Source organism: Enterobacter sp. 22499 (genome assembly GCF_052044815.1).
Classification (GTDB): domain Bacteria; phylum Pseudomonadota; class Gammaproteobacteria; order Enterobacterales; family Enterobacteriaceae; genus Enterobacter; species Enterobacter bugandensis.
On the sequence record NZ_JBQENR010000003.1, the window covers coordinates 403,746 to 417,177 of the forward strand.

Genomic DNA, 13,432 nt, shown 5'->3' on the forward strand with positions numbered 1-13,432 from the left:
TGGGATTAGACTTCCCACGGCGCTTTAGGCTGTCGGTTTTCGGGGGCATTGTCAGAGCCATCCTGAGCGAGAAGTTCAGACTTCAGGATCTCGAGATTACGGATTGCAGAGTGATAATCACCCGCCACCAGGATATCCAGCACGGTATCAATACGTTGTGCTACAGCTTGTGGATCAATATTAGACATCATCTCTCCCCAGGAGCGAAAAGTTAATAATTTCAATGATGCAGAAAATAGGTTCAAAAGAGAAGGGAAAAAACGCCATAACGAAATTACCTATACGAAAGTGAACCTCTGTATGACGTTAACGTTGTTGTCGCGCTTGATATCGTTTTAGCCAGCGCTCGAATGCGGCAGCGGGCATCGGCTTAGCGAAAAGAAAACCCTGCCGTTCGTTGACGCCGTTTTTGGTCAGAAAGGCATCTTCTTTTGCGTTCTCCACCCCTTCGGCAATCACCTGCAGGTTTAACGCCTGCGCCACTGCGACAATGGCGCGTACCAGAGACTGGGAGACAGAGTGCTTGTGAATATCTCTGACAAAAGCCTGATCGAGTTTAATGGCATCAATAGGAAAACGCGCCAGCTGGGAAAGGGAGGAGTAGCCGGTACCGAAATCGTCCAGATGAATTTGTGCCCCGAGCCGACTGAATTGCTGGATCACCGAGAGCGCCAGCTCTTCGTTTTCGATAAGACAGCTTTCGGTTAACTCAACGTCGATAGGGCAGTACTCAAAATGCAGATCCTTAAGCGCCTGCTTTAGCTCGCTGAAAATCGTCTGGTCGGCCAACTGACGTGCAGAGACGTTCACGGCCACGCGCAGGTTAATTCCCTTGTCACGCCATTTTGCCACCTGGCGAACCACATCAAGCATCACCCAGCGACCCAGCGGCACAATCAAACCGGACTCCTCGGCATAAGAGATAAATTCCAGAGGGGGGATCAGCCCGCGCTCGGGCGACTGCCAGCGGACCAGCGCTTCAAGGCTTCTGACTTCGCCGCGCCAGGTCATTTTCGGCTGGTAGTGGATCAGGAGCTGATCGTTATCCAGCGCTTTACGCAGGTTGGTGTCCAGCCACAGGTACTCAAACACGCGCTGGTTCATCTCGGGGGAGAAGACGCAGAATTTGCCACGGCCATTCTCCTTGGCGGTGTACATGGCGATGTCGGCATTGCGAATCACGCTTTCCCGATCGTTCCCGTGCTGCGGCGCGAGGGCGATCCCCAGGGAGCAACCGGTGTAAACCTCAATGAGACCGATTCTGAACGGCTGGCGCAGGCGGGTCAGAATACGCGACGCCATCGCTTCCAGCGAGCCCTGAGAGGTATTGGTGGCCATAACGATAAACTCATCGCCGCCGAGCCGCGCTAAAACCTGCCCCTCATCCAGACAACTCAGAAGGGCAAGTGCAACCGCCTGCAGGAGCTGATCGCCGAACATATGCCCGTAGGCATCGTTAACCTTTTTGAAGTTATCGAGGTCGAGGTACACCACGCCAACCTGCGTGTCGCCGCGGCTATTGATGGCGTCTGAAATCAGCTCATGGATCGCATTGCGGTTGGGCAGGCCGGTGATGGTATCGGTATTGGCCAGCACGCGCAGGCGCTCCTGTGCACGCCGTTCTTCGGTAATGTCGGTTCCGGAGCAGATAAGGAAAATTTCATTTTTACCGCTGCCGCTGTGAACGAATTTATTTCTGAACAGAAACAAGCGTTGCCCTTTTCGCGTTTTAATCCAGCGTTCGACTTCGTAGGAGCTGCCGTTGCGAAAGAAACCCGCAATGTTGCGCTTCGAGGCTGCCGCTTCGCTGCGGCTCATGAACAGTTCAAACACGTTTTGACCAATGACTTCATGTTCTTTCAGACCGGTATACTCTTCGCTCAGGCGGTTAAAGCGCTGGATATTGCCGTTTTGATCGAGAATGACAATGACGGAATTCGCTTCAGAAACTACCTGTTCCGCAAAGGAGAGTCCCTGAGCCAGATCGCGTGCCACGGAGGGCGTATCGTTCCAGGCGGAAGCCGTTCCGGCCCACTCGTTTCGGGTGATTTTGCGTCCGACAAGATGGACGGGAACTTGCTCGCCGTAAAGAGAGAGGTTCAGGGAAATGCTGGTGGTCATTACCGTTAGCTGACGGATCTGTGCGGCCTGTTCATCATCCAGTACGATCTCCTGAGTCACGTCAGCATTTTCGCTGGCGGCAAGGTGCAGAGCGTTGCTGTCAGCCGACAATCGCCACCACGGGCTGTGAGTACCCATGTAACGAAACAGCAAATTTTGCTCAAGTTCGTCGATCATGATTTCTCCCGCCGCGACGCATTAGCGAACAAATTATTCATTAGTCGTCGACTTTTCCGTTGAAAATAGCGGCAAAGCCGCAGTGAAAGTATTGTTTTTCTGAGCTTTTTTATAATAAAACGCATCAGGCAGATAAAAATGCTGAGCGTATAAAATCCACGTGCCCGAACAGGGCAGCACTCTTTAACTGTAGATAATTATGGCTGTTTTGGGCGGGCTGGGGCCGAAAAAGTAAGAAAAATGATGCTTTTGCGGGGGGAAAGACAGGGAGAAAATTGTCGGCCTTTCTGAACGGAAATGACCGACAATTGAGCAGGTTATCAGGCGACAGGGCGCGCAATAATACTGCGGGTTTCCATGCGAACTTCAGCGATAGTTACATCAATCACGTCAGTGACTTTGTAAACCGTCTCGCCTTTAATTTGCACGGTGCCGCTTTCCTGACTGCAGACCAGTTCGTCACGAACGGCGTGCAGGAACGGGGCAGGGATAAAGGCGACCGCGCCGTTATCCACCAGACGTACGCGCATTCCCCCGCGGCTGATATCAATAATTTCTGCCGCGAAGCGGGTATCGGTACCGGCTTTATCCTGCAGGAAGCGCGCGTATAGCCAGTCTCCAACGTCACGTTCCGCCATGCGGTTCAGACGGCGACGCTCGGCCATCTGTAGGGTCGTGTCGTCCTGTGGACGGGCAATGGTTTCGCCCTTGATAATCGCTTTCAGCAGGCGGTGGTTAACCATATCGCCATACTTACGGATCGGGGAGGTCCAGGTGGCGTAGGCTTCCAGACCGAGGCCAAAGTGCGGGCCTGGCTCGGTGCTGATTTCCGCGAAGGACTGGAAGCGGCGAATACGGCTATCCAGGAAACCGGACGGCTGAGCGTCCAGCTCGCGGCGAAGCTTGCAGAAGCCCGGCAGTGTCAGCACTTCTTCCGGATCAACATGCACATCGTGATTCTTCAGCAGGGCCGCGAGCGCTTCGGTATTGGCCGGATCGAATCCGGTATGAACGTTGTAAATACCGAAGCCCAGCCTGTCGCGCAGCACGCGCGCGGCACAGATGTTGGCGGAAATCATCGCTTCTTCGACGATGCGGTTAGCAATGCGTCGCGGCTCGGCCACGATATCCAGCACTTCGCCTTTTTCACCGAGAACAAAACGATAATCCGGGCGATCCTTGAAGACCAGGGCGTGAGTCTTGCGCCACTCGCCGCGGTTCAGGCAGATGCGGTGCAGCAGACGAATCTGTGCTGCGATAGCATCGGATTCAGGTTTCCAGCTGCCGGTGTTTTCCAGCCAGTCGGAGACATTGTCATAGGCCAGCTTGGCTTTGGATTCGATGGTGGCGGCAAAGAATTCGATATCGTCTTCAATCGTGCCATCTGCGGCAATGGTCATGCGGCAGGCGAGAACCGGGCGCACCTCATTTGGGCGCAGCGAGCAGAGGTCGTCAGACAGTTCGCGCGGCAGCATCGGGATGTTAAAGCCCGGCAGGTAGTTGGTGAACGCGCGGATTTTCGCCGTTTCGTCCAGCTTGCTGCCTTCCACAATCCAGGCGGTTGGATCGGCAATGGCGACGGTCAAATGCAGTTTGCCATCGGCGCTCTCTTCAGCGTAGAGCGCATCGTCCATATCTTCTGTGCTGGCGCTGTCGATGGTGACAAACTCCAGCGCGGTAAGATCGCGGCGCGCCAGGCCTTCATCCTGCATCTCAGTTGCCACGCCGTTCGGCGCTTCTTTTTCAAGATTATGGCGCGCCAGCGTGACCCACCACGGGACGAAATGGTCGTCGCCAAAGGTGATGAACTGGGTCAGTTCAGCATAGAAACCGCGGTCGCCTTTCAGAGGATGACGGCGCATTTCTGCCACGGCCCAGTCACCTTCTTTAAAATCATGCTCAACGCCGCGGGCGGCGCGGCAGGGAATGGCATCTTTCAGCAGGGGGTGATCCGGCACGACAGAAAGACGATCGTCCTTTCTCTGCACTTTGCCCACAAAGCGGGTCAGGAACGGCTCGATCAGTTCTTCCGGCTCGGCGGATTCACGTTCCTTCTCGGTATGAATGACGGCCATGACGCGATCGCCATGCATCACTTTCTTCATCTGCGGTGGCGGAATGAAGTAGCTTTTCTGCGCGTCAACTTCAAGGAAGCCAAAGCCCTTTTCCGTGGCTTTCACGACCCCTTCTGCACGCGGCGTCTGGGAATGCAGTTGCTGTTTAAGCTGCGCTAGCAGCGGGTTGTCCTGAAACATAATGTTCTATTTTCGTAGCCATTGAGCGGCTGACAGTTTTACGCGATTCTCACTGCTACAGCAAGCGCTCTTTGGGGAAAGAGTGTGGTTATTCCGCTTTGCCGGACGCGACTTTTAGTCGATTGAGCCAGCCCTCCAGCGCGTATTGGCTGAGCAGGTTGATCGCCTGAACGGCAGTAAGTCCTTCTTCCGTGAGCGGGGTAAATTGTGCGGCGCTGAAGCGGTCCGGCGAGCGTGTCAGCAATTCGGCTGCTGCCGAAAGCGCCGGAGGAGGCAGCGAAACCGTTTCCCGGCTGTTTATCAGGATCTCCCCCATCAGGTCGAGCAAGGTCGGTTCATGGCACAGGACCGGCGTCAGCGCCTCAAGCGTGGGCTCTGCCTGCCAGCGGGAGAGGGACTCAAGCTGATGCGCACTGGCATAGCGAAGCTCTACCACGGGCAGAAGCGAGATCCACGCGTCGGAGGACGTTGGCAGGGTGTGCGGCTGAATATGATGGCCCGGCAGCCAGCGGACGGGATGGCCTAGCAGTGCCTGAAAGACGGCGACCACGCGCGCCTGAAAACCGATAAAGCCGATTATCTGGTTAATCACCACAACGTCATAAATAGACAGACCTACCTCATCAAGCTGGTTTCGCGCCTTATCATCAATGACGTCAGGTGAGCTGGCGAGCTGGCGGGCGTACTGCGTGATTTGCGCCAGCCGTCGGTTACTTTCGCGGGAGGAGTCAGGGCCCGGCAGCGGGGCGAGGAGGGCGGCGTAGTGGTTGCACAGCCGCTGAACGCCGCAGGCCTGCGCCACCGTCAGCGCGGTACTTAACCGATCGTAGGCGCTAAGCGTTCGCAGGCGGTTTACGGGAAGTGAGAGCGGGAACAGCTGATGACATAAGGATTTGGCAGGAGCAAGCCAGCCGGTACAGGCGGCGACAATCTCATCTGGCAGGGCTAAATCGAGCAAAAAACGATCGTCGACGTTAGCGGCTTCGGGCACCAGGGGCAGCACATCCGGCTGCGCGTGGTTAGACTGGGTTTCGTGATACCAGTGGCCTTTGCCGGAAAAACGGCGTTGTTCCATGGGCGTTCCTTGATCTCAAAATGGCGATCAATATCCTGGCGTAAGGCAGATAAAGGGAAAAATATTGTTAGGTGATAACAAATAGCAGAACGGAATAACGAAGGGGAGTGCGGAGGGGGAAAGCTCTCTTCCCGTGCGGGAAGAGAGCCACAGCTTATTTAATTTCCAGCTCGTTCATTGCAGCGATGTTGAAGCCGCCGTCAACGTGAACCACTTCGCCGGAGATACCTGCGGAAAGGTCAGAGCACAGGAATGCAGCAGAGTTACCCACATCTTCAATGGTAACGGTACGACGAATCGGGGTAACCGCTTCGCAGTGTGCCAGCATTTTACGGAAATCTTTGATGCCGGACGCCGCCAGGGTGCGGATAGGGCCAGCAGAGATGGCGTTAACGCGCACGCCTTCTGGACCCATTGCGTTCGCCATGTAGCGGACGTTGGCTTCCAGAGAGGCTTTCGCCAGGCCCATAACGTTGTAGTTAGGGATAGCACGCTCTGCGCCCAGGTAGGACAGGGTCAGCAGCGCTGCGCCCGGGTTCAGCATTGCGCGGCAAGATTTCGCCATTGCAACGAAGCTGTAGGAGCTGATGTCGTGCGCGATTTTAAAGCCATCACGGGTTACCGCGTTCACGTAGTCGCCGTCCAGCTGGTCGCCAGGAGCGAAGCCGATGGAGTGAACGAAACCGTCGAATTTCGGCCATGCTTTTGCCAGTTCAGCAAACATGCCGTCGATGCTTTCGTCTTGTGCAACGTCACATTCCAGAACAATGCTGGAACCCAGCTGCGCGGCAAACTCTTCAACACGGCCTTTCAGCTTGTCGTTCTGGTAGGTGAACGCCAGCTCAGCGCCTTCGCGATGCATTGCCTGTGCGATGCCGTATGCGATGGACAGTTTGCTGGCAACGCCAGTCACCAGAATGCGCTTACCGGAAAGAAAACCCATAGCTTTAATCCTTATATTCATTGCTTATTTTGCCTTGTAATTCATAGCGTTACAGGCAGTATTTCAAAATCATTCGAAATTAGCTCGAAATTATAGCCCACTCACGGCCCCTTGTGTCACGATATTTCTCGCCGATCTCCGAAGAGGAATGCCCCAAAAGGTGAGGCGCGGGCTGGCGGGGGCTCAAAATTTCAGCATTCGTCCAGTATATCACCCGGCAGCAGCTTCGCCTCATCCAACCAGCAAGGTTCCGCGATCCATCAGCGGTATTCACACTTTCCTGGCGTTCTCAACGAAACGCGCAACGACAATAAAGAATACCGGGACGAAAAAGATCGCGAGAAGCGTGCCGCTGATCATGCCGCCAAACACCCCGGTGCCGATAGCGTGCTGCGTGCTGTCACTCGCGCCACGCGCCAGCATCAGTGGCACCACGCCTAACGTAAAGGCTAACGATGTCATCAGAATAGGGCGCAGACGCTGGCTTGCGGCCTGTATTGTTGCCGCCAGCAGGGGTTGTCCTTCCCGGTGGAGCTGCCTTGCAAACTCGACAATCAGAATGGCGTTCTTGGCGGAAAGGCCTATCAGGGTGATAAGACCGACCTTAAAGAAAACATCATTCGTCATGCCCGCAACGGAGACGGCAACCACCGCACCGATAAGCCCCAGGGGAACGACCAGCATGACCGCAAAGGGAATTGACCAGCTCTCATACAGGGCGGCGAGCACCATGAACACGACCAGTATCGACAGAACGATCAGACTCGGGAGCTGAGATTCGGATTTTCTCTCCTGCAATGAGCTCCCGGCCCACTCGCCGGCCATCCCCTGCGGTAAATCCCGTGACAACGTCTCCATGGCCTTCATTGCAGTGCCGCTGGATTTGCCCGGGGCCGCACTGCCGGTAATGCGGATAGCAGAATATCCCTGATAACGCGTCAACTGCTGCGGCGCAACGTTCCAGGAAAGCGTCGCAAACGTAGATACTGGCACCATCTGCCCCATACGGTTTTTTACCGATAATTTCAGGATCTGCTCAGGCTGCATGCGGTAAGGGGCGTCGGCCTGAATAATGACCTGCTGAACACGGCCCTTGTTCGTGTAGTCATTAACGTAGTTCGACCCCATGGTGACCGAGAGCGTCTGGTTGATTTCATCAAATGAAACGCCCAGCGCTTCCGCTTTTTCCCGGTCAATCTGAAGGGCCAGGCTTGTTCCTTCCGGCAGACCGTCTATATACACGTCACTCAGTTCAGGACGTTGATTAGCTTTCATAACCAGCGCATCGGCCGCTCTCTTTAACGCCTCGTAGCCCAGTCCCGCCCTGTCCTGCACGTACCAGGTGAAGCCCGAGGAGGTGCCCAAATCCGAAATGGCCGGCGGGAGAAGGCTCATCGTGACGGCATCAGAGACGTTAGCCATGCTGGCCTGTATATGGTCGGCTTCATTCTGTGCGGTCGTACCCTGCCGATCTTTCCAGTCCTTCAGCGTGGTGAAGGCCATGGCCGAATTCGGTCCCGAGCCTGAAAACCCAAATCCCAGAATCATAATGTTGCTTTCAATATCCGGCCGGGCCGCAATTTCCTCTTCAAATTTTTTAACCACTCTCAGGGTGCGCTGCATTGTGGCATCGGAAGGCAGCTGAATTGAGGACATAAAATAGCCCTGATCTTCATCCGGAAGAAAGGACGAGGGCAGCGAAGAAAGCCCCAAACATAGGGCAGCACATAGCGCAACGTACAACAGCAGCATACGCCCGGTACGTCTCAGCACCGCACCCAGCCAGGATTCGTACCACGTCGTGAGGGTACGAAAGCGGGCGTTAAACCCTGCTGCGAACCTGCCACCTACGTGCTTTGCTGCGCTGTGAGGCTTAAGCAGCGTCGCGCATAGCGCGGGGGTAAGCGTGAGGGCAAGAAATGCCGACAACAGTATGGAGACCGCCATGGAAATACAAAATTGTCGATAAATAATCCCGACGGATCCTTCGGCGAAACCCATGGGAATAAAGACGGCGGTAAGCACCAGCGTGATCCCGATAATTGCCGGCGTGATTTCATTCATGGCCTCCCGGGTTGCGTCGCGCGGAGAGATTTGTTTTTCTTCCATCAGGCGCTCGACGTTCTCCACGACCACAATAGCGTCATCTACGATAATCCCTATCGCCAGAACCATGCCGAACATGGTCAGAATATTGATGGAGTATCCACTCAATAGCATCACCGTGAAGGTGCCAAGCAGTGCGACGGGGGCAACAATCGCCGGGATAAGCGTACAGCGTATCTTATGCAGAAACAGCAGCATTACGAGGAAGACCAGAATCATCGCTTCCACAAATGTCTGCACCACCTTCATGATGGAGAGCTTCACAAAAGGCGCGGTATCGAAGGGAACCGTAAACGTCATTCCTTCCGGCAACACCTGAGAAAGTTCGTCGATGCGTGCGCGTACGCCTGCAGCCGTGCTCATCGCATTGGCGCCAGGCGATAGCTGGACTGCCGCAGCCGTTGCGGGAACCCCATTTTCGCGGATACCGAAAGCGTAGCTTTGCAGGCCGGACTCAATGCGCGCGACGTCGGACAGCTTCAGCCTTGCGCCGGACGCCTCTGATTTCAGAGTTATATTACTGAAAGCCTCTACGGAAGTGAGTTGCCCCTTCACGGTGATCGGATACGTTACGCCTTGCCCTTCAGATGCCGGTTCATCTCCCGTTTTGCCGGGCGAAACCAGGGCATTTTGCTGGCCAACGGCGGTAAGCACATCGCTCACCGAAAGCCCGTAGCTATGAAGCTTCATCGGGTCCAGCCAGATGCGCAGCGCTTTTTCGCCACCAAACAGCTGAATTTTCCCTACTCCAGGTACGCGGCGAAGCTCGTCGCTGACATGCCGGGCAAAGTAATCGCTTAAATCGGCTTCCTCAAATCTACCGGTTGCGGACTTCAGCCCCACCATCATTAAAAAACCGGAATTGGCCGCCTCGACGTTGATGCCATTTTGCCTGACCGCCTGTGGCAAACGCGGCTCCACAATTTTAATCTGGTTCTGAAGGTCCATCTGCGCCAGCTTGATGTCCGTGCCGGGCTTAAACGTCACGGTAATAGACGCAGAACCGGTTGTGTCACTGGATGATTCGAAGTAAAGCAAATTATCGACGCCAGATATTTCGCGCTCAAGTAACGACACCACCGACGTATTCATAATATCGGGGCTGGCGCCCGGGTAGGTGACAGAAATAATAATCCCAGGCGGTGCCACCGCCGGATACTGCGCAACCGGCAGCCGGGGGATAGACAATACACCCGCCAGGACGATAAAAAGCGCCACGACCCAGGCGAAAATGGGACGTTCAATAAAGAAATGAGGCATTAATTTAACTTCCAGATACGTGACTATTTCAGTGAGTTATTTTGTTCAAGATGGTGTGATGGAGAGTCTACAACTCGCCTGTTTAGCGGACATGGGCGGTTTATGGAGAGAGTGTGGAGCGAAACAACACGGTTGTTTAAATCATTCTCACGATGAGGTACAACGGTGAACCGCCAAAAAAGAGAATTAAATAACACTCATAGTAAAACACCAAATCGTTAAAATCTGGTGTAGCGTTCAGCAGCACAGTGAACGTAATAATGAGATAAACAAAAATCACCATTAGCCAGAAGGCGATGAGAAGTAATTCAGTGAACGCGCCTGCTTTGTTTTGTATTATCAGAGAGACAACCGACAAGGCGATGCAGCCATAGATCATGGGGGAAGAGAGTAGTGTTGCGGCGACTTTCTCATCCATTTTATGCATCAATACCAGCCAGGTATAAAGTAATCCCCACGATAGCAGCAGGAAGAGAGAAAATATGCCGATTTTTTTAGGAGAGAAGTATTTCGAAAGTTCCATGTTCATTATCTCAGCCAAATTCAGAAAGCCTTTAAGCGACAGGGGTATTTACCACGTTAAACGAAAGATGGTTTAACTCCGAATAACTATTGTGGACTGACATTGTCGAGTCTTTATTGACTGAATGTGTAGGCTGTATGGAGAAATTGCCTGGCACTTAAATTAACCCAGGAAATTTTCGCGGTCATGGCACTTTTTCCCGGAGCCTGTGTCTTATTGTGCTAAAGATATCTGATAGCGTGCTCAAAGGGATTTCACCCGCGGAGATAAAATGAACAAAAATACTCTAATCCTTGTTGTTGAAGATGAAAACGAAATTGCCGATATACTGATGAGTTACTTAGAGCGTTCTGGGATGAAAACGCTGAGAGCCCGGCAGGGCGAGCAGGCGATAGCGCTTAATCGGCTCCATAAACCGGATCTTATATTGCTGGATATCCATCTGCCCGTATGCGATGGCTGGAGTGTACTCACGACGCTCCGTCAGGAAAGTTCTGTGCCCGTCATTATGGTGTCCGCACTCGATCAGGACGTGGATAAGCTGATGGGGCTGAGGCTTGGCGCGGATGATTACGTCATCAAACCTTTCAACCCTTCCGAAGTGGTCGCGCGGGTTGAAGCCGTGCTGCGCAGAACCAGACCCGCTCTTCAGCAGGCGGGTGCCGTGCCTCTCAGGACGCCTTTTATTACGGTCTACCCGGACGATTTCTACGTTGAGGTCACCGTGGGCGAAGAGGTAGTCTCCCCAGTATTAACGACGACGGAATTTAAACTTCTTACTTACCTGGTGAGATACCCGCGAAAGGTCTGTTCCCGGGAAGAGTTACTTAACGCGTGTCTGCCGGAAGGCGATACGCTCGACAGAACGGTAGACAGCCATATGAGCAAGCTGCGTAAAAAGCTGGAGCTTGCAGGCCTTTATGGCGTTCCTGAGAGCATCAGGGGGATGGGCTATCGACTCGGGGAGAAAAAATGAACAGAGATTCTGTCCTGAGTCGGCAGATCTTAACGTATATGCTGCTGCTGACGTTTATGATCATTGCAATTGCGGTACTGGGCTCATGGTTTTTTTACTCTTTTATTCTCGATCACCTCCCCGGCGGTGCCGTTGAGGGCGATGACGAGCAAATGACGATGTGGGACTGGGTGTGGATCGGGACCGCGACAACAATCAGTCTGATAATCGCGATATTTTTAACGATAAAACTTTCTTCACGAATACTCACCCCGTTAAACGCGGTAGCGTCCAGCCTGAGAAAAATTTCTCAGGGCCAGCTGGATGCCCGTGCTTATTGCGCCAGCTCCCGTCTGGGAGAGGTCAATCATCTGGTCACGGATTTCAATGAAATGGCGGAAAAACTCCAGACGCTGGATATTCAGAGGAAATCCTGGAACGCCGCCATTGCCCATGAGCTGAGAACCCCGGTCACGATTTTACGCGGGCGGCTTCAGGGGCTGGTTGACGGCGTTTTTGAGCCGGATCCGCTGCTTTTTAATAATCTTCTCAAGCAGACTGAGGGGTTAACCCGTTTGATTGAAGATCTTCGGGTGATCAGCTCTGACGGCGGGGCGGGTTATACGCTGTATAAATCCAGAACGGACCTCAAAGGCACAATCCAGGATGCGCTTGATACTTTCATGCCCGAGTTCAAGCACAATCAGTTTGTGATTAAAACAGAGTTGAGGGAACAGCGATGCGTGTTCGATCCGTTGCGCATCAATCAGTGTCTGGCCGTTCTGTTTGACAACGCATTACATTATTCAACTTCGCGGAAACTCATCGTAAAAAATGGCGTCTCTGATAAAGGCAATTATATCCTTATTGAGGATGGCGGGCCGGGCATTCCCAGGGAATTTCATGATTTCTTATTTCAACCTTTCCAGCGGGATAAAGGAGCCAGAGATGTTAATCCCGAAGGATGTGGTTTAGGCTTATCGGTGGTAAAAGCCATCATGCTGGCTCATGGTGGCGATGTAACGTATACCTTATCGAAGCAAAACCACTCCCTGTTCAAACTGACCTGGCCCGATGCCTGAGCCCTGGCGGCAGGTCAGCCCGGCCTGCCCGCCGATAGCGGCAACTGCCATATATCGCCTAACTTTGTATCCCATTCCAGAGGGGTAATTCGCAATTTGCCCCGTTTTGGGCTTAAGGTTATTTCACTGAAGTAAATTTCATCGCTTTTCAACATGAGGTCAACGCGGCAGTAGTCAAGGCCATTCGCCAGCTCCTGAGCGGCCAGCAGAGCCTCACGGAACAATTTCGGCTCGCCGGGCGCAACCGGCGTATTAGGATATTCCATCTGGAAGGGCTGTAAATTCCAGTGTCGGTCGTAAACGTTGATAAATTCTCTGCCGCGGTCATCTGTAAAATCTGCCTCAACATAGTGTGCGACGCCGTGAAAACAGTGAATTCTCAGCATTTCCGGCGTGCTGTTCCTGTCCGCATTATTGAAAAGATCGACATAGGGCTCACACAGTATAACGGGTGTAATATTTTTGTACTGCCACTCACGCGTGGTGTAATACAAATTCTTCTTTAATGCGAGAGTGAGCTTTTTACGGGCCTGCCGGTAATTGAACTGGTCTTTGTTTGTACAGATTATTGTGCTTCCACTGTCATGATTGCACTTAAGGACGAATTGATCGGGCAGTGTTGAAAAATCGATATGCGAAAACCTGCGGTATACACCAATCAATGGCACCGCTTTTACTCGCGTTGTTCTGGACGCAACGTATTCGCGGACGGCGAGTTTATCGGCAAGCATTGTGTAGAGATTATTATGGTCATAGACCAGGCGATGACATATTTTTTCACTCAACGTAGTGGGTGATTTAATGTCAGGGGTTATGCCTGATGTCTTTTTGAGTTTTGCATTATGAAAATTGAGGTCCGTCATGAAATATGAACGGCATTTTCTGATGAGATACTCCGTATATTTTAGAACATATGTGGTGGTGTTCATTTCTTC

Annotated in this window: 10 protein-coding genes; 2 read left to right on the top strand and 8 right to left on the bottom strand. The window is 53.1% G+C overall.

All coding sequences use genetic code 11. The features are described 5' to 3' along the window. Positions 1 to 5 precede the first annotated feature (5 nt). The 7 genes from ACTJI7_RS13120 to crrC all read right to left on the bottom strand — a co-directional run bounded on the left by ACTJI7_RS13120 (position 6) and on the right by crrC (position 10,460). Positions 6 to 188, bottom strand: coding sequence for a YciZ family protein (locus ACTJI7_RS13120; protein WP_440670026.1), 183 nt, complete (start codon positions 186 to 188; stop codon positions 6 to 8). A 118-nt stretch (positions 189 to 306) separates the two neighbouring features. After that, a complete protein-coding gene (pdeR, locus tag ACTJI7_RS13125) occupies positions 307 to 2,298 on the bottom strand; it encodes a cyclic di-GMP phosphodiesterase (protein WP_028013393.1) in 1,992 nt (663 codons plus the stop codon). 320 nt (positions 2,299 to 2,618) lie between these two features. Beyond that, positions 2,619 to 4,553 (bottom strand): exoribonuclease II, encoded by a 1,935-nt coding sequence (locus ACTJI7_RS13130; protein WP_045260657.1) that lies wholly within the window; start codon positions 4,551 to 4,553, stop codon positions 2,619 to 2,621. A gap of 88 nt (positions 4,554 to 4,641) precedes the next feature. After that, entirely contained in the window at positions 4,642 to 5,628 is a 987-nt protein-coding gene (locus tag ACTJI7_RS13135; protein ID WP_440669410.1) for a CMD domain-containing protein, read from the bottom strand. 154 nt (positions 5,629 to 5,782) lie between these two features. Then, on the bottom strand, positions 5,783 to 6,571 hold the full coding sequence (fabI, locus tag ACTJI7_RS13140) for an enoyl-ACP reductase FabI (RefSeq protein WP_003856831.1): 789 nt from the start codon (positions 6,569 to 6,571) through the stop codon (positions 5,783 to 5,785). 270 nt (positions 6,572 to 6,841) lie between these two features. Then, positions 6,842 to 9,937, bottom strand: a complete 3,096-nt coding sequence (locus ACTJI7_RS13145) for a multidrug efflux RND transporter permease subunit (RefSeq protein ID WP_440669412.1) — start codon at positions 9,935 to 9,937, stop codon at positions 6,842 to 6,844. 136 nt (positions 9,938 to 10,073) lie between these two features. Beyond that, positions 10,074 to 10,460, bottom strand: a complete 387-nt coding sequence (gene crrC, locus ACTJI7_RS13150; RefSeq protein ID WP_041909660.1) for a colistin resistant protein CrrC — start codon at positions 10,458 to 10,460, stop codon at positions 10,074 to 10,076. A 271-nt stretch (positions 10,461 to 10,731) separates the two neighbouring features. Between crrC and ACTJI7_RS13155 the strand changes: the two genes are divergently transcribed. Next, a complete protein-coding gene (locus ACTJI7_RS13155; RefSeq protein ID WP_028013388.1) occupies positions 10,732 to 11,436 on the top strand; it encodes a response regulator in 705 nt (234 codons plus the stop codon). Continuing rightward, positions 11,433 to 12,497: an ATP-binding protein gene (locus ACTJI7_RS13160; protein WP_048956161.1), complete on the top strand. Its 1,065-nt coding sequence runs from the start codon at positions 11,433 to 11,435 to the stop codon at positions 12,495 to 12,497. Before ACTJI7_RS13155 ends, ACTJI7_RS13160 begins: the two co-directional genes overlap by 4 nt. 14 nt (positions 12,498 to 12,511) lie before the next feature. Here the strand turns inward: ACTJI7_RS13160 and ACTJI7_RS13165 are convergent, their stop codons facing one another. Next, complete coding sequence (locus ACTJI7_RS13165; RefSeq protein WP_126325903.1) at positions 12,512 to 13,426, bottom strand: ATP-grasp fold amidoligase family protein; 915 nt, start codon at positions 13,424 to 13,426, stop codon at positions 12,512 to 12,514. Between the last annotated feature and the right edge of the window lie 6 nt (positions 13,427 to 13,432).